Origin of the sequence: Collinsella aerofaciens (assembly GCF_020709435.1) — a bacterium.
Taxonomy (GTDB): Bacteria; Actinomycetota; Coriobacteriia; order Coriobacteriales; family Coriobacteriaceae; genus Collinsella; species Collinsella aerofaciens_AU.
Genome location: NZ_JAJFDP010000001.1, coordinates 315,601 through 336,773, shown reverse-complemented (window position 1 = coordinate 336,773; position 21,173 = coordinate 315,601). Strand labels below are relative to the sequence as shown.

Annotated in this window: 15 protein-coding genes and 2 tRNA genes; 8 read left to right on the top strand and 9 right to left on the bottom strand. The window is 61.7% G+C overall.

The window, feature by feature from the left end; all coding sequences use genetic code 11:
• The first annotated feature begins 203 nt into the window (after positions 1-203).
• The 3 genes from LK493_RS01435 (at position 204) to LK493_RS01425 (ending at position 3,744) form a co-directional block, all read left to right on the top strand.
• The gene (locus LK493_RS01435) at positions 204-938 is read left to right on the top strand and encodes an iron-sulfur cluster assembly scaffold protein (protein WP_006235554.1); all 735 of its coding nucleotides are present in this window, start codon (positions 204-206) and stop codon (positions 936-938) included.
• A gap of 18 nt (positions 939-956) precedes the next feature.
• Entirely contained in the window at positions 957-1,961 is a 1,005-nt protein-coding gene (locus tag LK493_RS01430) for a GGGtGRT protein (protein ID WP_006235553.1), read from the top strand.
• 256 nt (positions 1,962-2,217) lie between these two features.
• Complete coding sequence (locus LK493_RS01425; RefSeq protein ID WP_265333224.1) at positions 2,218-3,744, top strand: FAD-binding protein; 1,527 nt, start codon at positions 2,218-2,220, stop codon at positions 3,742-3,744.
• A gap of 217 nt (positions 3,745-3,961) precedes the next feature.
• On the opposite strand, the gene LK493_RS01415 is transcribed toward LK493_RS01425, so the two are convergent.
• A tRNA-Lys gene (locus LK493_RS01415) sits at positions 3,962-4,034 on the bottom strand.
• Positions 4,035-4,056: 22 nt separating this feature from the next.
• Positions 4,057-4,133, bottom strand: a tRNA-His gene (locus LK493_RS01410).
• Between the two features lie 166 nt (positions 4,134-4,299).
• Between LK493_RS01410 and LK493_RS01405 the strand changes: the two genes are divergently transcribed.
• Both LK493_RS01405 and LK493_RS01400 read left to right on the top strand, forming a co-directional pair.
• A complete protein-coding gene (locus tag LK493_RS01405) occupies positions 4,300-5,481 on the top strand; it encodes a pyridoxal phosphate-dependent aminotransferase (RefSeq protein ID WP_227789870.1) in 1,182 nt (393 codons plus the stop codon).
• 141 nt (positions 5,482-5,622) lie between these two features.
• Positions 5,623-6,513, top strand: coding sequence for an ROK family protein (locus LK493_RS01400; protein WP_118405868.1), 891 nt, complete (start codon positions 5,623-5,625; stop codon positions 6,511-6,513).
• Positions 6,514-6,627: 114 nt separating this feature from the next.
• On the opposite strand, the gene LK493_RS01395 is transcribed toward LK493_RS01400, so the two are convergent.
• The 4 genes from LK493_RS01395 to argS form a co-directional block, all read right to left on the bottom strand.
• Positions 6,628-7,077 (bottom strand): VanZ family protein, encoded by a 450-nt coding sequence (locus LK493_RS01395; protein WP_227789869.1) that lies wholly within the window; start codon positions 7,075-7,077, stop codon positions 6,628-6,630.
• Between the two features lie 7 nt (positions 7,078-7,084).
• Positions 7,085-8,485, bottom strand: coding sequence for a hypothetical protein (locus tag LK493_RS01390; protein WP_227789868.1), 1,401 nt, complete (start codon positions 8,483-8,485; stop codon positions 7,085-7,087).
• A 313-nt stretch (positions 8,486-8,798) separates the two neighbouring features.
• Entirely contained in the window at positions 8,799-11,354 is a 2,556-nt protein-coding gene (gene rho / locus LK493_RS01385) for a transcription termination factor Rho (RefSeq protein WP_227789867.1), read from the bottom strand.
• A 528-nt stretch (positions 11,355-11,882) separates the two neighbouring features.
• Positions 11,883-13,736 (bottom strand): arginine--tRNA ligase, encoded by a 1,854-nt coding sequence (gene argS / locus LK493_RS01380; RefSeq protein WP_118206450.1) that lies wholly within the window; start codon positions 13,734-13,736, stop codon positions 11,883-11,885.
• A 342-nt stretch (positions 13,737-14,078) separates the two neighbouring features.
• On the opposite strand from argS, the gene LK493_RS01375 reads away from it, so the two are divergent.
• Both LK493_RS01375 and LK493_RS01370 read left to right on the top strand, forming a co-directional pair.
• Positions 14,079-14,564, top strand: a complete 486-nt coding sequence (locus tag LK493_RS01375; RefSeq protein ID WP_006235480.1) for a CarD family transcriptional regulator — start codon at positions 14,079-14,081, stop codon at positions 14,562-14,564.
• A 108-nt stretch (positions 14,565-14,672) separates the two neighbouring features.
• Complete coding sequence (locus LK493_RS01370) at positions 14,673-15,272, top strand: HD domain-containing protein (protein ID WP_227789866.1); 600 nt, start codon at positions 14,673-14,675, stop codon at positions 15,270-15,272.
• A 70-nt stretch (positions 15,273-15,342) separates the two neighbouring features.
• Here the strand turns inward: LK493_RS01370 and LK493_RS01365 are convergent, their stop codons facing one another.
• Positions 15,343-16,629, bottom strand: a complete 1,287-nt coding sequence (locus tag LK493_RS01365; RefSeq protein ID WP_227789865.1) for a glutamate-5-semialdehyde dehydrogenase — start codon at positions 16,627-16,629, stop codon at positions 15,343-15,345.
• Between the two features lie 113 nt (positions 16,630-16,742).
• Here LK493_RS01365 and LK493_RS01360 point away from each other — a divergent pair, with 113 nt between their 5' ends.
• Positions 16,743-18,161, top strand: coding sequence for an alpha/beta fold hydrolase (locus LK493_RS01360; RefSeq protein ID WP_227789864.1), 1,419 nt, complete (start codon positions 16,743-16,745; stop codon positions 18,159-18,161).
• A 209-nt stretch (positions 18,162-18,370) separates the two neighbouring features.
• Here LK493_RS01360 and proB read toward each other — a convergent pair whose 3' ends face one another.
• Both proB and LK493_RS01350 read right to left on the bottom strand, forming a co-directional pair.
• Entirely contained in the window at positions 18,371-19,498 is a 1,128-nt protein-coding gene (proB, locus tag LK493_RS01355; protein WP_227789863.1) for a glutamate 5-kinase, read from the bottom strand.
• A 103-nt stretch (positions 19,499-19,601) separates the two neighbouring features.
• Positions 19,602-21,107 (bottom strand): nicotinate phosphoribosyltransferase, encoded by a 1,506-nt coding sequence (locus tag LK493_RS01350; protein ID WP_227789862.1) that lies wholly within the window; start codon positions 21,105-21,107, stop codon positions 19,602-19,604.
• Positions 21,108-21,173: the final 66 nt, after the last annotated feature.

The following is a 21,173-nucleotide window of genomic DNA, read 5'->3' as shown; positions in this document are numbered from 1 at the left end:
AGTTCACGACCACAGAACATAGAGTTAAACCGTTTCAATTAAAACTTCCGGACTTCTCGCTACGAAAACTGAGCCGTTCGCCGAATATTCCGTGCATTTCGCGGTATTATAGGGGCTGCATGTCATGTCCCTTTCGAAGGGTCGCCCGGCAATCGCCAGCCACGGCCCCCAGACGGGACGCCAACACGATAGAGAGGAGAGGCATGCAGTACTCACAGGAAGTGGAGAACATGTGCCCCGTTGCCAAGGGTGCATACCACGGCCCCGCACCCATCCCCGAGGAGGGCAAGTGGGTCCAGGCTAAGGAGATTTCCGACATCTCCGGTCTTACGCACGGTGTGGGTTGGTGCGCACCTCAGCAGGGCGCCTGCAAGCTCACGCTGAACGTCAAGGACGGCATCATCGAGGAGGCCCTCGTTGAGACCATCGGCTGCTCGGGCATGACCCACTCTGCCGCCATGGCTTCCGAGATCCTTCCCGGTAAGACCATCCTCGAGGCCCTCAACACCGACCTCGTCTGCGACGCCATCAACGTTGCTATGCGCGAGATCTTCCTGCAGATCGTTTACGGCCGCAGCCAGACCGCGTTCTCCGAGGGCGGCCTGCCCGTGGGCGCCTCCCTCGACGACCTCGGCAAGGGCCTTCGCTCTCAGGTCGGCACCATGTTCGGCACCAAGGCCAAGGGCGCTCGTTACCTCGAGCTCGCTCAGGGCTACGTCACCCGCATGGCTCTCAACGACAAGAACGAGATCATCGCGTTCGAGTTCCTGAACCTCGGCAAGTTCACCGACGCTGTCAAGGCCGGCAAGACCCCCGAGGAGGCCATCGCTGGCGCTATGGGCCACTATGGTCAGTGGGAGAACGCTGCCAAGTACATCGACCCGCGCACCGACGAGGAGACTCACTCCGTCGCCAGCGTGTTCCCGGTTCACGAGTAGAAAGGGAGGGAAATAACTATGACTGTTACGTTCGAAGGTTACGAGCGCCGCGCTGACAAGATCAACAAGTGCCTCGCCGACAACGGCATCGCCTCCCTCGAGGAAGCTCTGCAGATCTGCACCGACAAGGGCTTCAACCCGCGTGAGATCGTCAACAACACCCAGTCCATCGCCTTCCAGAACGCCGAGTGGGCCTACACCCTCGGTTGCGCTCTCGCTGTCAAGCGTGGCGCCAAGTCCGCTTCTGAGGCTGCCGCCATCATCGGCGAGGGCATCCAGGCCTTCACCGTTCCCGGCTCCGTCGCCGAGGACCGCAAGGTCGGTCTGGGCCACGGCAACCTGGGCGCTATGCTGCTCTCCGACGACACCGAGTGCTTCGCCTTCCTGGCAGGTCACGAGTCCTTCGCTGCCGCTGAGGGTGCTATCGGCCTGGCTCTGAACGCCAACAAGGCTCGCAAGAAGCCGCTGCGCGTCATCCTCAACGGTCTGGGCAAGGACGCTGCTCAGATCATCGCCCGCATCAACGGCTTCACCTACGTGAAGACCCAGTTCGACTACTTCACGGGCGAGCTCAAGGTCGTCGAGACCATCCCATACTCCGATGGTCCCCGCGCCGCCGTCAACTGCTACGGCGCCGACGACGTCCGCGAGGGCGTTGCCATCATGTGGCACGAGAACGTCGACATCTCGATCACCGGTAACTCCACCAACCCCACGCGCTTCCAGCACCCCGTCGCTGGCACCTACAAGAAGGAGCGCCTCGAGGCTGGCAAGAAGTACTTCTCCGTCGCTTCTGGTGGCGGCACTGGCCGTACCCTGCACCCGGACAACATGGGCGCCGGCCCTGCCTCTTACGGCATGACCGACACCATGGGCCGTATGCACTCCGACGCCCAGTTCGCAGGTTCTTCCTCCGTGCCTGCGCACGTCGACATGATGGGTCTCATCGGCATGGGTAACAACCCCATGGTCGGTGCCACCGTCGCCTGCGCTGTCGCCGTCGAGGAGGCCCTCAAGGCCTAATCGCGCCCGTGCGATGCTCATATAGCTGAGCTTTGGAGCCGCTACCCACCCGGGTAGCGGCTCTTTTTGTTTGCGCTGTCGCAGGGTAGCTAATGTCGATATATCAGCTGGGGCGAAATACGAGATGTGAAGAGATGGAGCGCCAGAGCGTCCATGACGCCCACCTGCCATATTTGCCCTTTACCGATTTGCCGGGTCTTTGCGGCCCCATTGCCGATCACCCGTGCGACAATGCGCCGGACGAGAAAGGAATCCGATGGAATCGACTGATGTACTGGTAATTGGATCTGGCATTGCGGGCCTTTGCGCCGCCATCGAAGCGGCACGCACGGGCGCAACCGTCACCGTGGCAAACGCCGGCAAGACTATGAGTGGATCGAGCTTCTTCCCCGGAACCTGGGGCCTGGGGCTTATCGGACCCGTTAACGAAGACGACGAACAAGACCTCATCGACACCATTCAGACCGTTGGTGGCGGCGTCGCCGACCCCGAGCTTGTCCAGACGTTTGTCCACGGCATTCCCCATGCAATTGAATGGCTCGAGCAAGACCTGGGCGTTGAGCTTCAGCGTCCGCAAAGCGCCGAGAGTGCTCAGCAAAAGCAGTTTATCCCCTGCTTTGACCACAAGACGCGCATGTGGCGCGGCCTCACCCGCAAGCCCCTTGAGGACGCTCTGACGACCTGGATCGAGTCGCTCGGCATTCGCCTGCTCCCCCGCCATGAGCTTATTGACCTTGTTGAGGACACGAACGGCAGAATAACCGGAACCGTACTCTACGACCTCACCGAAAATCGAATCGTGCCCTTTGCTGCCAAGGCCACGATCATCGCAGCCGGTGGCACAGGCGGCCTGTTCGAGCGCAGCCTTACGTCGGCTGATGTGCTCAGCTCCTCGCAGGCCATCGCGCTGGCGCACGGCGCAACACTTACTGATATAGAGTTCATGCAGATGATGCCCGGCTTCATCGAGCCCAAGCGCAACCTGGTCTTCAACGAGAAAACCTGGCGCTACGTACATGTAGACCAGCCGGTAGATATTGCCGACGACAAGCTGGACGACCTGCTCGAGCAGCGCTCTGGATATGGTCCCTTCACGTCATGCTTGGCCTCCCGCGCTATCGATCTCGTCATCGATCAGGCAGGTGCCGAAGGCCTGGCACTCCACTACGACTTCCCCCGCGAGGATGTCCCAGAGTTTGTGCAGACCTTTGCCACCTGGCTGCAAGACGAGCACGGCATCGCCCCGACTGACGAGATGCGCGTTGCGATGTATGCCCACGCCGCCAACGGCGGCATCAAGATCGATAAGACCGCGCACACGGGCGTTGAGGGCCTCTACGCTTGCGGCGAGGCGACAGGCGGCATGCACGGTGCCGACCGCATTGGTGGCTTGTCAAGCGCCAACGGCATCGTGTTCGGACGCATCGCGGGCGCATCGGCAGCCCTTGCAGCGCAGAAAGAGCCTGAGACAGCCCTGAAGGCGGATATCGCCCTCCCCCACTACGGCATTGCCACAACAGATGCCGAACGCCTGACACACGGCCTTAAGCACACGATGAGCACCTATTGCATGATCAACCGAACCGAGACGGGCCTATCCGAGGCTCTGCAACAGCTTGAAAGCCTGCAAGACAAGGCCATGGCGCTGAGCAAGCCGCATGCCGATGACAGCGAGATCGCAGCCCTCGCCCGCCTACAGTCGCAGATTCGACTAGCACAGGAAATGGTCAAAGCCATGCGCAAGCGAACTGAAAGCTTAGGTTCGCACTATCGAGCAGACTAAATCGATTCTCACTTTGAGTTTGATCACAACTTCTCAACATGCATCGAGCCCCGTAAGCATGATTCCCCTAAGGAGAACACGCCTACGGGGCTTTAGCCGTGTTTCCCTAAGGGAATCACGGTGCAGATTACTCAGCTCCGTGCCCTTTCGGGTTCGCCCCATGCGTGGTCAACAAAAAAGCGACCAGCCTGAGCCAGTCGCTTTAACAATCTTTGGGTGGGCCGTCAGGGGGTCGAACCCTGGACCTTGGGATTAAGAGTCCCCTGCTCTACCAACTGAGCTAACGACCCGATATCAACACGAAGCAAGAACTGGGGTGGGTAAAGGGACTCGAACCCTCGACCTACGGGACCACAACCCGTCGCTCTAGCCAACTGAGCTACACCCACCGTGTCCTGTGCGCTTCGCGCTCGACTATTATTGCAAGGAACGCCACGCGATGCAAGCCCCAATTTTCAAGAATTTTGAAAAGAGTTTTTCGAGACCATTTCGAGCAAATCCCACCGGTTTCATGGGAGTAAACTTGCCCCACTGCAAATCCTCGAAAGGACCGTCATGAAAGAACTCTCCAACCGCACGGCAAGATTTACCGATTCGGTCATCCGCCGCATGACACGCATCTCCAATAAGTATGGCGCTGTCAATCTCTCGCAGGGCTTCCCTGACTTCGATCCCCCAGCGCAGCTGCTCGATAGCCTCAGCGCCATCGCCAGCGACCCCAAGCCGCTCTATCACCAGTACTCCATCACCTGGGGCTCCCAGGCCATGCGCGAGGCGCTCGCCGCCAAACAGGGGCACTTTATGGGCATGCCGGTGAACCCCAACGAGAATATCGTAGTCACCTGCGGCTCCACCGAGGCCATGATGGCCGCCATGATGACGGTTGCGAACCCCGGAGACAAGGTCGTCATCTTCTCGCCGTTCTACGAGAACTACGGCGCTGACACCATTCTCTCGGGTGCCGAGCCCATCTACGTGCCGCTCAACCCGCCCACATTCGACTTTGACCGTGAGGTGCTCGAGGCGGCCTTCCGCGACAACGACCCCAAGGCCATCGTCCTGTGCAACCCTTCCAACCCCTGCGGCAAGGTCTTTACGCGCGAGGAGCTCACCTTTATCGCCGACCTCTGCAAAAAGTACGACGCCTACTGCATCACCGACGAGGTATACGAGCACATCGTCTACGCGCCCCACGAGCACGTCTATATGGCCACGCTGCCCGGCATGTTCGAACGAACCATCAGTTGCAGCTCGCTGTCCAAGACGTACTCCATCACCGGCTGGCGCCTGGGCTACACCATCGCCCCTGCCGAGATCACCGAGCGCATCAAGAAGGTCCACGACTTCCTCACCGTGGGTGCCGCCGCTCCCCTGCAGGAAGCCGTCGTCACCGCCCTCAATTTCGACGGCAGCTATTACGATGAGGTCCTTGACCTCTATACCGCCAAACGCGACCTGTTCTGCCAAGGGCTCGATAGTATCGGACTTAAGCACAACGTACCGCAGGGCGCCTACTACGTGATGATGGATATCTCTGAGTTTGGCTACGACAGCGACCTCGAGTTCTGCAAGGACCTGGCCTCAAAGGTGGGCGTGGGCGCCGTGCCCGGCTCGAGCTTCTTCCGCGAGCCCGTCAACCATCTGATTCGTTTCCACTTTGCCAAGCGAGACGAGACGCTTAACGCGGCGCTGGAGAACCTCAAGTCGCTACGTGATAAAATCAAGCCGCGCGGGTAAGGACGGCCCGGCAACTAAAGCAACCAAAGAAGCCCCGCACCGCCCGCCGCGTTGCGAGGCTTCTTTTTATAACGCTTTCTTAAATAGTTTAGAGCCCTATACTCTAGTCACGGAGCAACTCGTCCCAGAGAGAGGAATACTATGGCAGAACAGCAGCTTATCGGAGCGCTCGAGGCCGGCGGCACCAAGATGGTCTGCGCCACGGGCTATGCAGACGGTACGGTCCTGGAGCGTGAGCAGATCGCGACCACGACCCCGCAGGAGACCGTTGAGGCCGTCAATGCATGGTTTGCCGACAAGGGCATCACCGCGCTGGGCATCGGCGCCTTTGGCCCCACCGCAGTCAACCCCGCGTCGCCCCAATACGGCAAGATCCTGGAGACGCCCAAAACGGCATGGCGCTACTTTGATCTGCTGGGCACCATCCAAAACGAGCTCAATATTCCCTGTGGCTACGACACCGACGTCAACGTTGCCTGCTTGGGCGAGGTCACCTTTGGTTGCGCCCAGGGCCTCACCGACGTGGTCTACCTGACCATCGGCACCGGCGTGGGCGCCGGCGTGCTCTCGGGCGGTAAGCTCGTGCACGGCATGATGCATCCCGAGGCCGGCCACATCCTGGTCACGCGCGACCCGCGCGACACCATCGGCGAGCATAGCGCCTGCCCCTTCCACGACAACTGCCTAGAGGGCCTCATCGCCGGCCCCGGCGTTAAAAAGCGCTGGGACGGCAAAAGCGCCGGAGACATGGCCGATGACCCGGAGGCCATGGACCTGCTCGCCGGCTATCTGGCGCAGGCGCTCATGACCTACACGCTGTGCTACGCGCCGCAAAAGATTATCATCGGCGGCGGCGTGGCCGACCACACTCCCATCGTGCCGCTCGCGCGCAAGAAGTGCGCCGAGATGCTCAACGGCTATATCGTCACGCCCGAGGTCAACGACATCGATAACTACATCGTCAACAACAGCCTCGAGGGCAAGCAGGGCATCATGGGCTGCCTGGCCCTGGGCGCACAGGCGCTTCAGTAGCAGACGCACCCACAGGGCGTGGCGCGCTCGGCAAATCCAACCTACGGAACGACGCCACCACGCCTCATATAAGCCCTCAAATAAAAAAGGCCGCCTAGGACCAAACAATACGTCCTAGGCGGCCTTTTTGGCGCATATGAGGGATTGTAGTAGATATCGGAGCACAACGCCCGTTGCCGCTCCACAGTAGTCGATCATCACATCGGTGATCATGCCGGCGCGTCCCGGCACAAAGAGCTGAATCGTCTCGTCGATCGAAGGAATCAGCAGCAGGAACACCGCCGTGGGCAGCAGCACGTCAAAGGTACGCCGGCCCTCAAAATCAAAGGCGTGCGTTGCCAAGATGCCGAGCACCATATACTCGGTAAAATGCGCGCACTTGCGAACAACAAAGTTGGTCACCCATTCATATGGAAGTCCCACGCCGTGCAGGAAACCGCGGATAGCTTCCATGACCGTCAGGCTCAGCGAGCCCGACCCCGAGCCGGGAACCAGCGAATTGCCCCAGATCAAGAGCGCCGTCAGGCAGGTTACAACCGCCCATTTTCGATTGATCTTAACCATGCAGAAGTTATGCCTCCGCGCGGAGCGGCGCGAAGCTGGCGGTACCGCCCTCGATAACGCTCAGATAAGCACGGCCCGTACGCTTGGCGGTAGAGGACTGTAGGCGCTCGATCTCTTCCTCGAGGATCTGATTGACGCGCTCGTGACGACGATTTTCCATAATGCCGGCGGCAATAGCCTCGGCCCGCTCGATGCTCTCGCGCGAGATGCGGGCGGTATCCTCGGGGAACACAGCGCTGTGACGGCCGACATAGGCGGGGGCAGCAGGCTGAGGGGCAGCAACGGGAGCGGGCGCTACAACAGGAGCGGGCTCGTCAATCTCATCCAGAATCGCGGTGGCGGCGGCCCACATGTCCTCGTGGCCCGAGTAATCGGCCATGGGGACATCAACCTCGAGCGAGGCGTCCGGAAGGTCGCCGGTGTCGATGCGATCTTGGGCATCAATCGATGCGGTGATGGCTGCAGGCTCATCGAGGTCATCGAGATCGATGTCCGCGGCACCGGAGATGATAGGCATGCTGGCGAGGTTTGCGTTGTACGGCGCAGCCTCAGCCGCCTGCTGCTGGGCAGGAGCGCCCCAAAGCGAGCTTTCGGCGGCACGGCGGGCGGCAACGGCCTCCTCGTCCGCGGCCATGGCTTCATCAACGTACGAATTGTCGGCAGAAGCGTTCGCGTCCGCCGAGGTAGCGCTGTAGGCGTTATTGGCTGCCGCGTTGGCGACGAGCGCCACGAAAGCCGCCGTGCTGCCCGCAGGGGCGGCCTGGGAGCCAGACACGGCGCGTGCCGCGGCGGCGATGTCGTCGCGATTGAAGGAGTCGGTCTGCCCGCCGTTGGTGAGCTCGTCGATGGCGACTTGATAGACGTCGCGCGAGTGTGCAGGGTCGCAGCTCACCGGCGAATCGTCGTCGAGCATACTGTCGATCATGGACCAAGCCTCGTCCTCGTCCATAGCATCTGCGGCTCGAGCGATGGTAGGGACACCATCATCGGCATGACGGCGCTGGAACGCACCAGTCAGGCCGGAAAGGAATGCCGAGGTAGACTGCTCCGCCTGAGCCTGAGAAGCAGAAGCCGCAGCGTAAGGAGTCGCATCCTGCTGCTGAGCTGGAATCGAGGCGGTCTTGAACTCGCTTTGATGCTGATTGAGATTGGCGGCACCGCCCATGGCATCGGGCTGGAACAGACGCTCTTCACGCTGCGCACGATACTCGGAGATACCCAGCGAGGCGGCATAGATACCCACGCCCGCCACTGCGCCCACGGCGAAGGGAACCGCACCCGCCACGACCGTCTCGTTCACCGACGAAAACGGCAGCGTCGCGGCATACATAACCACGGGAGCGGCAAGGCCGATCCCGCACGAAAGTCCGGCAAGGACTGCTCGTTGTGTTGCATCAGAAGAAGCCATGAGCTCTCCCCATCTTCCAGCACCCAAATCGCATCATTCAGTTGGCTGCGCGAGAGAAGATGAAGCGGGGCTATGCCCCAAAGCAACGGTATATGGTTCGTTTCATCTGCGTTTTCCGTCGCGAAGCTTAAAAGCTATTATGCGAAACCGCCCTGTCGATTGCAAGCGACGATGTCGGATTGAAACGGGAAACCTGCTGCTTGCAAGTCTTATGGTCAAAAATAAGTGCGAAGCGGCGATATAGAAAAGGGCCGAGGCTCAAAGCCCCGACCCTTTATCGCATTGATGATTAACGCTGCGTGTGGATGACAACCTAGAACGTCTGCTCGTAGTCGCTGTGCTTTTTGGCCGAACGCACCAGGAACTCCTGGTTGCTGTTGGTGCCCTTAAGACCCTTGATAAATGATGCGGCTGCGCGCTCGGTGTTGTTCATGCCAGCAAGAATGCGACGCAGGCCAAAGACAAACGGGCGCATCTGCTCGTCAACCAACAGGTCCTCGTTACGCGTACCGGAGGCAACGGGGTCGATAGCTGGGAAGATGCGGCGATCGGCCAAGTCGCGGTCGAGCTTAAGCTCCATGTTGCCGGTGCCCTTGAACTCCTCGAAGATGACTTCGTCCATCTTGGAACCGGTGTCGATGAGGGCAGAGGCCAGGATGGTGAGCGAGCCACCGTTCTCGATATTACGGGCTGCGCCCAGGAAGCGCTTGGGCGGATACAGGGCCGCCGAATCGACGCCGCCCGAAAGGATGCGGCCTGAGGCGGGCGCCGCCAAGTTGTAGGCGCGGGCAAGACGCGTGATGGAGTCGAGCACCACCACAACATCGCCGCCCAGCTCCACGATGCGCTTGGCGCGCTCGATAACGAGCTCGGCCACGCGAGTGTGGTTGTCGGCGGGCATATCGAAGGTCGACGCCACAACCTCGCCCTTGATGGAACGCTGCATATCGGTGACCTCTTCGGGGCGCTCGTCGACGAGCAGGCAGATGAGGTGCACCTCGGGGTTGTTAATCGAGATAGACTGGCAGATTTTCTTGAGGATCGTCGTCTTGCCGGCCTTAGGCGGGGACACGATCAGGCCACGCTGACCCTTGCCGATCGGCGACACGATGTCGATGGCGCGACCGGTAATGGAGTCCTTGCCGTGCTCCATGCGCAGCGGCTCGTTGGGATAGACCGGGGTAAGGTCGCCGAACTTGGGACGATTGCGAATCTGCTCGGGGTCCAGACCGTTGACGGTCGTGATTTTGGCGAGGCCGGCGCGCTTGTCGCCGCCGCGCGAAGGACGGAGCGAGCCCTCGATGACGTCGCCCGTGCGCAGGCGCGCGGAGCGGATGAGGTAGGCGGGCACGAAGGCGTCGTCATTGGACTTCATGTAGCCATGGGCGTGGATGATGCCGGAGCTGTCCGGGCGAATCTGCAGGATGCCCTTGATGTCGCGGAAGCCCTCGGCCTTCGCGGCAGTGGTGTAGATCTCCTCGACGAGCTCGGCCTTCTTCTTGCCGGTCGTCTCGATCTCGAACTCCTTGGCCTTCTCGCGCAGCTCGGCGACCTTCATGGCCGCGAGTTCCTCGCGCGAAAGCGTGGGTTCGGTGGGGGCGGCGTTACGCTCCTTGTTGCGCTGTTTGCGATCGCGCTGGCGGTTGCGACGGTCGTTGTTGCGGTCGTCCTTGCGCTCATTGCGCTCCTCGTTGCGCTTGTGCTGGCGACGGTTGGGGCGAGCGCCGTCTTCGGCCTCGGCGGGCGCGGCGCCATCGGTTGCGGCGGCATCGGCGTTAGCCGCAGCGGCGTCATTGGCCTCGGCGCCGGAATCGACCTGTGCTTCGACATCAGTCTGCTGCTCGGACGCCTTGGCCTTAGCGGACTTCTTACGACCGCGCTTGGGCTTCTCAGACGCAGGCTGTTCGACGTCCTGGGGCTCGGCGGCATCAGTCGATGCATCGGCGGTCGTCTCGGCGGAATCCTCGGACGCACCCTTCTTGGCAGCCTTGGCCTTGGACGTGCGCTTAGCAGCAGTACGATGGCTGCGACCAGGACGGACGTCGGCGGGCTCGGCATCGGCAGAAACGGCCTCGGAAGTCGTAGCATCCAGGACGGGCGCGTCGGCAGCGGTTGCAGACTCGGCGGTCGCAGCAGCATCCCGAGCGGCTGCGGCTGCGGCTGCGGCCTTCTCGGCCTCGACGAAGGCCTTGGGCTTGCGACCGCGACGGTGCGGGCGCAAAGCCGGATCGACAACGGGAACTTCGCTGGCCTCGACAGGCGCAGCGGACTCAGCAGGCGATGCGCCCTCCCCTGCCGCGGAACGAACCGAAGCCTCGGTGAGCTCGAGGGTTACCTGATCGGCAACCTGCTCGGCCTTAGCAGCCGTGCGACGGCGTGTGCGCGGTGCCGGCTTCTCGGTCGGCTGGTCGGCGGCAGGTGTCTCGGGCGCAGACGGAGCTGCAAGCTCGGTCAGAGCCGCGGCCTCGCGCTCGGCAGCACGACGGCGGGCGCGCACCACCTGAGCCTCGCTAATCTGCGCCAACGCACGCGCCTGCGCGACCTCATCGGAAATCGGCTCCGAGGAGTCAGCTGCAACGGTGCGCTTGACGCGCGTCGTGCGCGTGGTACGGCGCTTGGGCTTGGTGACCTCCTCGCCGTCAGCAGCAGACTTGGCCGTGCGGCGCGTACGCTTGGGCTTTGCCGGAGCAGCCTCCTCACCAGTTGCAGGCACGGCCTTCTCAGCCGCTGAAGGCGTAGGCGTCGAAGCAGCCTTGGGCGTCTCAGGAGCCGAGGCTTGCGCGGGCGCCGCGACCTGGTCCAACGCAACCGGTGCAGCGGGAGCGGCTTGCGTCGTCGTTATTTCGTTTTCTTGCTGTTGATCAGACACAGTGTTTGCTCAACTTTCTTTTCAAGCCCTGTGATCACATGCTCCCTGCATAAACCTTCAGGGCGGCTAAACAGTCTAGCTCCGTCAAATACCGACGGACATCATTGATCTGTATCGAGATATTTGCGTCATATACGCAGCGTTAGTGTAACACAACCGCAACCACCTGCAACTTAGTCATTGAGGACGTTCTTAAACGACTAGTCAAAAGGGACAATCTTTGGTTTAACACCCACAAATCTGACTGCCTCCGCCAAAACTGTGGCGGTTTACTACGATGAATCGCTCAACCGCGATCACTCCGAAACTTGTTGAACTAAAACCACAGGTAGATGCCTTGCACTTTTTTGCGAAAAGCCGGCGTAGTTGGAATTTCTCATTTCATCGTAGTAAACCGGCATAGTTTCGTATTTCCAGCAGTTCCAAATTCGTCAATACGTCGGCGTTTGCAAAAAGCCCGACCTCCGTGGGAGATCGGGCTTTCAAGGCTTAGTTAAACCAAGTCTGTACGGTCAAATGACCCGTAGCTTACATCTGCTCGGGCGCGGAAACGCCAACGAGGGTGAGCACCAGGGCGAGCGTCACACGGACGGCATCGCAAGCGGCCAGACGGGCACGCGAAAGCTCGGGGTCGACGGGACGGCCCTCGCTCGGCAGCACCTGACAGGCAGCGTAGAAGCTGTGGAAGTCGCCGGCGAGTTCCTCAGCAAAGTGCGTCAGACGGAACGGGGCGCGGTCGCGAGCGCAGCTAGCGATGAGGTCGGTGAGCTCGTTGAGCTTGCGCGAAAGGGCGAGCTCGGTCGGGTCGGTCAGCAGCGAGTAATCGACGTTCTCACCGATGGCCTTGGCGGCGACGGCCTTCATGCCCATCTCGTCAGCCTGCTCGGGCGTAACGTCAGCGGCACGGCGCAGGATGGAGCACACGCGGGCGTGAGCGTACTGCACGTAGTACACCGGGTTGGAGTTGTCGCGCTTCTTGACGGCCTCAATATCGAAGTCGACCATCTGGTTGGAGCTCTTGGAGATGAGGGTGTAACGGGCAGCGTCGGAGCCGACCTCGTCGACGAGCTCCTGCAGGGTCACCATGGTGCCCTTACGCTTGGACATACGGACGGGCTTGCCGTTGCGCAGCAGGTTGACGAGCTGGCCCAGCAGAACCTCAAACTTGCCGGGGTAACCCAAGGCATCGCATACGCAGCGGACGCGCTCGATGTAGCCGTGGTGGTCGGCGCCCCAGATGTCGATGACGTGGTCGACGCGCTGGAACTTATCCCAGTGATAGGCAACGTCGGAGGCGAAGTAGGTGTACTCGCCGTCGGACTTGATCAGAACGCGGTCCTTGTCATCGCCCAGGTCGGTGGAGCGGAACCACAGGGCGCCGTCCTTGGTGTAGAGGTAGCCCATCTTGTCGAGCTTCTCAAAAGCGCGGTCGACGGCAGAGGTGCCGGCGGTCTCGCCCTCGGTGTCCTTCACGTACAGCGAACGCTCGGAGTACCAACGATCGAAGTCGCAATTGACGGCGTGGCAGAGGTCGCGCATGTTGTCGACCATCTTCACATAGCCGCGCTCGCGGAAGCTCTCCATGCGCTCCTGAGGATCGGCCTCGACCCACTTATCGCCGTCGGTGCGCCAGAACTCGGCGGCCTCGTCGATAATGTAGTCGCCGCCGTAGGAGTCCTTGCCCAGGGTCTCGGCAAAGTTGTCCTGATACGGATGGGTCTCGGGATGCTCGTCGTTCTCGTCGGCAACAAAGGCGTCGCGGTCGGCGATCAGCAGCTTGTGAGCCTCGTCGATATCCACGCCCTGCTTGGCGATGATGTCGGCAAGCTGCATATAGCGCGTGCTGATGGAGTTGCCGAAGGTGTTCATCTGAGAGCCGTGGTCGTTGATGTAGAACTCACGCTGGATGTCGTAACCGGCGTGATCCATAACGCGGCAGAGCGAGTCGCCCAGCGCGGCCCAGCGGCCGTGGCCGATGTGCATGGGGCCGACGGGGTTGGCGGAAACGAACTCGACCTGGGTCTTCAGGCCACCACCGACGTTGGACTTAGCGAAGTCCATACCCTTCTCACGAGCCTCGCCAAAGATGGCATTCTTGACGGCAACGGAGAGGTAGAAGTTGATGAAGCCGGGGCCTGCGATCTCGACCTTCTCGATCGCGGGGTCCTCGGGCATATGGGCAACGATGGCCTCGGCGATCTTGCGCGGGGCGCAGTGGGCCAGCTTGGCGGACTTCAGGGCCATGGTAGAGGTCCACTCGCCATGAGAAGTGTCAGCCGGTCGCTCGATAGCGCAATCGTCAAGTTCAAATGCGGAAAGGTCGCCGGCCTCCTGGGCCGCAGCAAGCGCAGCGCGTACCAGCTCTTCAATCTTCTCGGGCATAGATCCTCCTTGTGTTAAAGCCCCCGAGCTCTTGGTCACTCGTAGGGCAAAAGCCAGAGTTTGTAGCACTCTATCACAAGCGACGGGCACTGTCGCAGGGTAAAGCCAATCGATATTGCATATGCACAAAATTGACTACAGCTTGTATGGAGTCACTCAAAGATGCCAGTCTGCCTGCAAATTATGCACGCGTTGAAAATGCATAAAGGTGTGAATGAGCTGCGTCTGTTATCGAATACTCTTACCTATCAGAGTTGTGTGCTTTTCCTGCATAAAGTAAGGGTTTGAGCACGTCAGCGTGTTATTCTAAACATACGTAAATTCGTATAAGTTGGAGGTAGCATGTTCTCAATCGGTCAACACGTCATTCATCCGGGTCAGGGAGTCTGCACCGTCGTCGGCTTTAGGGACGACACACCGCAGCCCATGCTACTGCTCGAGACCAAGCAGGGACATGCGCAGACGATCCTCATGTACCCCGTGGCGCAGGCCGACCGTCTGCACGCCGCCATCTCTCAGCAAGATGCCGAGCACCTGCTGAGCCACTATGACGAGCTGGAGTGCGACACCTTTACCGAGCGCAACAGCTCGCTTGAGGAGACACACTTTAAGCAGCAGCTCAAGCTGGGCGCGCCCGAGACGGTCCGCGTGGCAAAGACCATGATGCACCGCATTCGCCAGGCCGAGGAAGCTGATAAAAAACCCAGCTCCTACTACATGCGCGTACTCAAGGAGGCCAAACGCCGCTCCATCGAGGAGTTCGCCGTGGCCTTGGGCGTCACCGAGGAGGCCGCCGAAGCCCGCCTAGCCCAAGCCGCCCTCAACTAACCCATCCGCGCCAAAAACCACCACAAAGGGAACAGGCACCTTTGTGGTGGTTTTCTTGTTCTAGTAGTATTCATTCTTATCGATACCCACGAGCACAAGGAGTCTCTTATGGCAGAGCCGCTTACCGCCGGAATCACCCGCGACCGCGCGTTCGAACTGCTCAATGAGCACAACAAGGACCCGTTCCATATCACCCATGGCGAGACGGTCGAGGGCACTATGCGCTACTTTGCGCGCGAGTTCGACCCCGAGAACGAGGAGTTTTGGGGCATCGTCGGTCTGCTGCACGACCTGGATTGGGAGGAGCATGAGGACGGCCCCATTAACCACACCATCTATGCTGCCGAGATTCTTGAGGGCGAAGGTGCGTCTCCCGAGCTCATTCGCGCCATCCAGACGCACACGTCGGACTTCAACACCTCACTACCCAAGCCCGAGCTGCAGATGGAAAAGATCCTGTTTGCCTGCGATGAGCTCACCGGCCTGATCGGCGCTGCCGTCATCATGCGCCCGAGCAAGAGCGTTATGGACTTTACGACTAAGTCGCTCAAGAAGAAGTTCAAGGACAAACGCTTTGCCGCCGGCTGCTCGCGCGACGTGATTTCGCAGGGCGCCGAGATGTTGGGCTGGGAGCTTCCCGAGCTCTTTGACCGCACCATCGCGGCCATGCAGTCCTTCGCCCCCGACCGAGATACCTTCCAGGCCTAACCGTCAACGCCACCTAAAACCACCACAAAGGGGACAGGCACCTTTGTGGTGGTTTTTGTTTGCGCGGGCGTTAGGGACGGACCTGGCCGGTGCCGCGGAGCTTGTATTTGTAGGTGGTGAGGGCCTCGGCGGCAAAGGGGCCACGGGCGTGGAGCTTTTGGGTCGAGATGCCGATCTCGGCGCCCAGGCCAAACTCGCCGCCGTCGGTGAAGCGCGTGCTGGCGTTGGCGTACACGGCCGAGGCATCGACCGCATCCAGGAAGCGCTCGCAAGCATCCGTGTCCTCGGCAACGATGGCCTCGGAGTGCATCGTGCCGTAGCGATTGATGTGTGCGATGGCCTCGTCCTCGTTTGCCACGACCTTCACGCTCATCTCGAGAGCCAAGTACTCGCGACCCCAGTCCTCCTCAGTCGCGGCGACGTAGTCATCGCCCTCCACAAAGCCGGCGTCGGCGCACGCGGCGCGCGTGGCCTCGTCACCGTGAATGAGCACGCCGTGGTCGTGCAGCACGGCAACGACCGCAGGCAAAAACGCATCGGCCACAGCACGGTCGACCAGCAGCGACTCGGCGGCATTGCACACGCCTACGCGCTGGGTCTTGGCATTAACGATAATGTTGAGCGCCTTATCAAAGTCGGCGGATTCATGCACGTAGATGTGGCAGTTACCCGTGCCCGTCTCGATCACCGGAACGAGCGACTCGCGCACGCAGCGCTGGATCAGGCCCGCACCGCCACGCGGAATGAGCACGTCGACGATGCCGCGGAGCTTCATGAGCTCGCCGGTGGCCTCGCGGTCGGTGGACTCGATCATCGACACGGCCTCGCGCGGGAAGCCCTTGGTCTCGAGCGCATCGGCCAGCAGCTCAGAAATCATGGCACACGAGTGATAGGCCAGCGAGCCGCCGCGCAGAATGCAGGCGTTGCCGGTGCGGATGCAGATGCCCGCGGCGTCGGCCGTCACGTTGGGGCGCGCCTCGTACACCATGGCAACCAGGCCCAACGGCACGCTCACACGGGTGAGGTCCACGCCGCTTGCGAGCACGCGGTGGTCGAGCACGCGGCCCACAGGATCGGGCAGCTCGGCGAGCTTCTCCAGGCCGGCGGCCATACCCTCAACGCGCTCGGGCGTCAGCAGCAGACGGTCAAGGAGCCCCGCCGAGGTCCCCGCATCACGCGCGGCGGACATATCGAGCTCGTTGGCGGCGACGATGGAGTCTACACCGTTGCGCAGTGCTGCGGCCATGGCGCGCACGGCCTCCTGGCGCTGCTCATCGCTCGCCGTGGCAAGCGAGGCCGACGCTGCCTTGGCGGCAACGGCAAGATCGTGGACATACGTGGCTATATCGACCGACATGGGCGGCCCTTTCTCTTAGTAGTTTGCCCACCATGGTAGCCGATTTGTGCATGCCCTCGCGCACGGCGGTAGAATTGGTCAACCCGAAACACCGCAACGAACGGAAGCATCACATGGCGCTCATCACTTCGTACCACGTCCCCGGCCTGTATGTCGAGGACCACAGCATCGACGTCCCCCTTGACTGGCGCGGCCTGGAGCCGATGCTCCTGGCCGTCGGCAGCACCATGCGCCGCGGCGCTATGCCGGCACCAATCGCCGGCGCGCCCGAGAGCATCAAGCTCTTCTATCGCGTGGTTTGCGCGCCCGACCGCATCAACGACGATCTGCCGCTGCTCCTGTTTTTACAGGGCGGCCCCGGCGGCGAGAGCCCGCGTCCGTTGTCGCCCACAAGCGATGGCTGGATCGAGGAGGCCGTCAAACACTTCCGCGTGGTCCTGCCCGACCAGCGCGGCACCGGACGCAGTAGCTGCGTGGACGGACGCACGATCGCGGCCTTGGGCGAGCGCGCCGAGGCAGCCGGCGCCGATGCGGACCGCTCGCAGGCAGACTTCCTCAAGCGTCACCTCGCCAGCTCTATCGTGCGCGATTTTGAGTACCTGCGCCTGGTGGGCTTTGGCGGCAGGCCCTGGGTCACGCTCGGGCAGAGCTACGGCGGCTTTTTGACGCTGAGCTATCTGTCGCTCTTCCCCGAGGGCGTGGCGGCAAGCTTTACCTGTGGTGGCATTCCGCACGTGCCGGCGAGCGCCAGCGAGGTCTACGCGCACACCTTCCCGCGCATGGCCGCCAAGACGCAGCAGTATTACGACCGCTACCCCGCTGACGTCGAGCGCGTGGCAGCCCTGGCCGATGCGCTCGAGGCTCAGAAGCCCGTGCTGCCCGACGGCTCGCCGATGACGGTTGAGCGCCTACAGCTCATGGGCAGCGACTTTGGCATGAAGCCGAGCTTTGAGCGCATGCATTGGATTATCGATCATGCTTTTGCTGACGGCGACGGCACGCTGAGCTGCGGTGCCTCAGTATCCGATAGCTTTTTGATGCGCGCCTTCGAGCGAACCAACACGCGCACGAATCCACTGTACTGGACGCTGCAGGAGTTCATCTACGCCGACGGCGACACCATGCCCATTCGCTGGGCCGCGGCAGAAGAGAAAGCTCATCGTGCCGAGTTCGACACACTCGCGCGCCCGCTCATGTTTACCGGCGAGGCCATGTTCCCGTGGATGTTTGAGCAGATGCCCGAACTTAAGCCCTTCAAGCCGGCGATGGATCTGATGATGGAAGACACCAGCTGGGACAAGATCTACGACCCGCAGCGCCTGGCCTGCAACGAGGTGCCGCTCCAGGCCGCCGTGTATTTCGACGACATGTACGTGGATTCGGGTCTGCAGCTCAACACGCTCAGCCGCGTGGGCAACTCGCATGCCTGGGTGACCAACGAGTTCGAGCACGACGGTCTACACGGCGGCGTGGTGTTCAAGCACCTCTTCAACGAAGCCCTCAACCGTGGAGATCTGCGCCAAATCTTCTAGCAAAGGAGTGTCCCCAACTGCCGGCACCAAAGGAACGTCCCCAAGTGCCACCCAAGTGCCGGTAACAGCAACATCGCAGGCAGAGGACGGAAAGCGAAAACGCCCCTAAGCGAGCAAGGTGACGTGAAAGAGGAGGGCATTGACCTTTTGGTCATGCCCGACGATTGAACGTCAGATTGCCGCTTAGGGGCGTTTGCAGCGTCGACCCGTTAGGCGAAGACGATCAGATTATCCCTGTGTATCGCCGGCTTCTCGGCCAGATCTGCGAGCAGGCGGTTGCTGGCAATCTGGTCCTGGCGGCGTCCTGCCGCAAGCTCCAGCACGTCCGAATCAGCCTCGGCGATACCGCGAGCAACGACCATGCCGCTCGGGTCGCACACGTCGAGCACATCGCCCTCGGCAAAATCTCCATCGACCTGGCGAATGCCCACCGCGAGCAGCGATGAGCCACGGCTGACCAGCGCCTTCGCAGCGCCGTCGTCAACCGTTACCGAGCCATGTGCCTTGTCACCCAGCGCGATCCACAGCTTGCGGGGCGCAATATCCAGGCGCTCCGCCGGCGGGTCGAACAGCGTGCCCACGCTCTCGCCACGGGCCAGACGCACGAGCGCATCGGGCTCCTCGCCCGAGCAGATCACGCTCTGAATGCCGGCCGTCATCAAAATGCGGCTCGCGCGAATCTTGGTGATCATGCCGCCGGTGCCCACCGACGTCGAAGAATCGCCCGCCGAGGCAATGATCTTGGCATCGATCTTATGCACGACCGGGACGAACTCGGCCGTGGGGTCCTCGTGCGGATTGGCGGTATAGAGGCCATCGATGTCCGAGAGCGTCACGCACAGATCGGCAGAAACCAGGCAGCTCACAAGCGCCGCCAGCGTGTCGTTGTCGCCGAACTTGATCTCATCGACGGTAACGGTGTCGTTCTCGTTGACGACCGGCACCACGCCCAGCTCCACCAGGCGCAGCAGGGCGTCGCGCGCGTGCAGGTAGGACGTGCGGCGCGCCGTGTCGTGACGCGTGAGCAGCACGAGCGAGGTGAGCAGGTCGCGCGCATGGAACTCCTCGTCGTAGGCCGACGAGATGATGCACTGACCGGCCGAGGCGCAGGCCTGCAGGCTCGGCAGGTCGCCGACCGGCTTGCGGTCGAAGCCCAGCACGGGATAGCCGCAGGCAATGGCACCCGAGCTCACCACGACCAGGCGCCAGCCAAGCTCGCGCAGCGCTGCGGCCTGGTCGGCAAGCCCGCCGATAAAGGCGCGGTTGACCTTGCCGTCGGCGCCCACCACCGTGGACGAACCGATCTTTACCACCATCGTTTTATAAGAAGTCGTCATACGTCAAACCAATCGAATGTCGAGCGTTCGGGCGAGCTGGGGCAGTCGGGGCGCCTAGTGCGGAACGGACGAAAATGATCCGTTTTCCTCCGTCCCCTTCGGATCATTTTGCCCAGGGGAAGGCCGAAGCCGCAGCCATGTTCTTGCGCACGAGCTCGTCGCGCACCTGAGCCAGGCCCTGCTCCATGCCCACCACATAGGTCTGCGGGTACAGGAAGCGCTTAAAAGCTGCGTCCAGATGATCGAACGCCCAAGCACAGCGCTCGCGCGCGTCCTGGATGCTCTCACGCGGAGCCACCGCACTGCCATCGCGCACGATCGGCACCAGCAGCTCGCGATACTCAAGTTCGGACACGTCGGTCACCAGGGCGGCATCATTCACGGCCACAAGGGTATTGCCGCGCGCGGCGCCCTCCCCCGCCAGATGGTCCTCGTCGTAGATCATGTCGCAGACCGGGCCGCCAAAGCCGTCGTAATAACGGCGCACGCGTTGCACACCCGGGATCGTGCGCTTGTAGGGCTGCTCGGAGAGCTTGACAACCGGCGTCCATGGATCTGCCTCGCTCGCACGGCGGGCGGAAAGCTTGTACACGCCGCCCAGCGCCGGCTGGTCGTAACAGGTCGCAAGCTTGGTACCCACGCCAAAGCTGTCGATGGGCGCGCCCTGGTCGAGCAGCGACTGAATCGTGTACTCATCCAGATCGTTGGAAACCGAAATCCCCACATAGGGCAGGCCCTCGGCATCAAAACGGCCGCGAACATACTTGGAGAGCTTGGCGAGGTCGCCGGAGTCGATGCGAATGGCCGACAGACGCTCGCCCACCGCCTCCATCTCCTTGGCAACCGTAATGGCATGCTCGCAGCCCTCGCGCACGTCATAGGTGTCGATAAGCAGCGTACAGTTCTTGGGACTCGACTTGGCAAAGGCGCGGAAGGCCTCGAGCTCGGAATCGAAGCTCATCACCCAGCTGTGCGCATGCGTGCCAAAGACGGGAATACCGTAGCGGCGGCCGGCGAGCACATTGGACGTAGAGGAGCAGCCGGCAACGTAGCTCGCGCGCGCAACGGCCAGGCCGCCATCGGGACCCTGGGCTCGGCGCAGGCCAAACTCCGCCACGGGGCGACCGTCGGCGGCGAGCACCACGCGCGCCGTCTTGGTGGCGACAAGCGTCTGGAACCCGACAATGTTGAGCAGCGCCGTCTCGAGCAGCTGGCATTCCAGCGCGGGACCGGTGACGCGCACCATGGGCTCGCGCGGAAAGACGAGCTCGCCCTCGGGAACGGCGTCGATGTTTACATGCGCTCGAAAATCGCGCAGGTAGTCGAGGAATGCAGGCTTGAACATCGCGCCGCCGGCCGGGGCCTGGAGTGAGGCGAGGTAGTCGATATCCTCGGGTGTAAAGCGCAGATTCTCGACCAGCTCGGGCAGCTCGGCGGTGCCGCACATGACGGCATACGCGCTGCCAAAGGGATGGTCGCGGTAAAACGCCGTAAAACAACCCTGCTCATTGGCCTTGCCGTTCTCCCACAGGCCCTGGGCCATAGTGAGTTCGTACAGATCAGTGAGCATTGCAATGTCGGTGGGATGCGAGATGTCGGTCAAAGCCATGGGGCGACCTTTCGGATGCGTTGTGCAGAGGTTGAGGGTTGGAGAAGGGCAGAGTGTTCGGGCATG

Bases quoted from the DNA above. Each gene is read 5' to 3' on its own strand.
- argS (WP_118206450.1), bottom strand. From the start codon at position 13,736: ATGCCCGAGAAGATTGAAGAGCTGGTACGCGCTGCGCTTGCTGCGGCC.
- LK493_RS01350 (WP_227789862.1), bottom strand. From the start codon at position 21,107: ATGGCTTTGACCGACATCTCGCATCCCACCGACATTGCAATGCTCACT.
- LK493_RS01390 (WP_227789868.1), bottom strand. From the start codon at position 8,485: ATGGCTTCTTCTGATGCAACACAACGAGCAGTCCTTGCCGGACTTTCG.
- LK493_RS01435 (WP_006235554.1), top strand. From the start codon at position 204: ATGCAGTACTCACAGGAAGTGGAGAACATGTGCCCCGTTGCCAAGGGT.
- LK493_RS01395 (WP_227789869.1), bottom strand. From the start codon at position 7,077: ATGGTTAAGATCAATCGAAAATGGGCGGTTGTAACCTGCCTGACGGCG.
- LK493_RS01425 (WP_265333224.1), top strand. From the start codon at position 2,218: ATGGAATCGACTGATGTACTGGTAATTGGATCTGGCATTGCGGGCCTT.
- LK493_RS01430 (WP_006235553.1), top strand. From the start codon at position 957: ATGACTGTTACGTTCGAAGGTTACGAGCGCCGCGCTGACAAGATCAAC.
- LK493_RS01400 (WP_118405868.1), top strand. From the start codon at position 5,623: ATGGCAGAACAGCAGCTTATCGGAGCGCTCGAGGCCGGCGGCACCAAG.
- LK493_RS01370 (WP_227789866.1), top strand. From the start codon at position 14,673: ATGGCAGAGCCGCTTACCGCCGGAATCACCCGCGACCGCGCGTTCGAA.
- proB (WP_227789863.1), bottom strand. From the start codon at position 19,498: ATGACGACTTCTTATAAAACGATGGTGGTAAAGATCGGTTCGTCCACG.
- LK493_RS01365 (WP_227789865.1), bottom strand. From the start codon at position 16,629: ATGTCGGTCGATATAGCCACGTATGTCCACGATCTTGCCGTTGCCGCC.
- LK493_RS01375 (WP_006235480.1), top strand. From the start codon at position 14,079: ATGTTCTCAATCGGTCAACACGTCATTCATCCGGGTCAGGGAGTCTGC.
- LK493_RS01405 (WP_227789870.1), top strand. From the start codon at position 4,300: ATGAAAGAACTCTCCAACCGCACGGCAAGATTTACCGATTCGGTCATC.
- LK493_RS01360 (WP_227789864.1), top strand. From the start codon at position 16,743: ATGGCGCTCATCACTTCGTACCACGTCCCCGGCCTGTATGTCGAGGAC.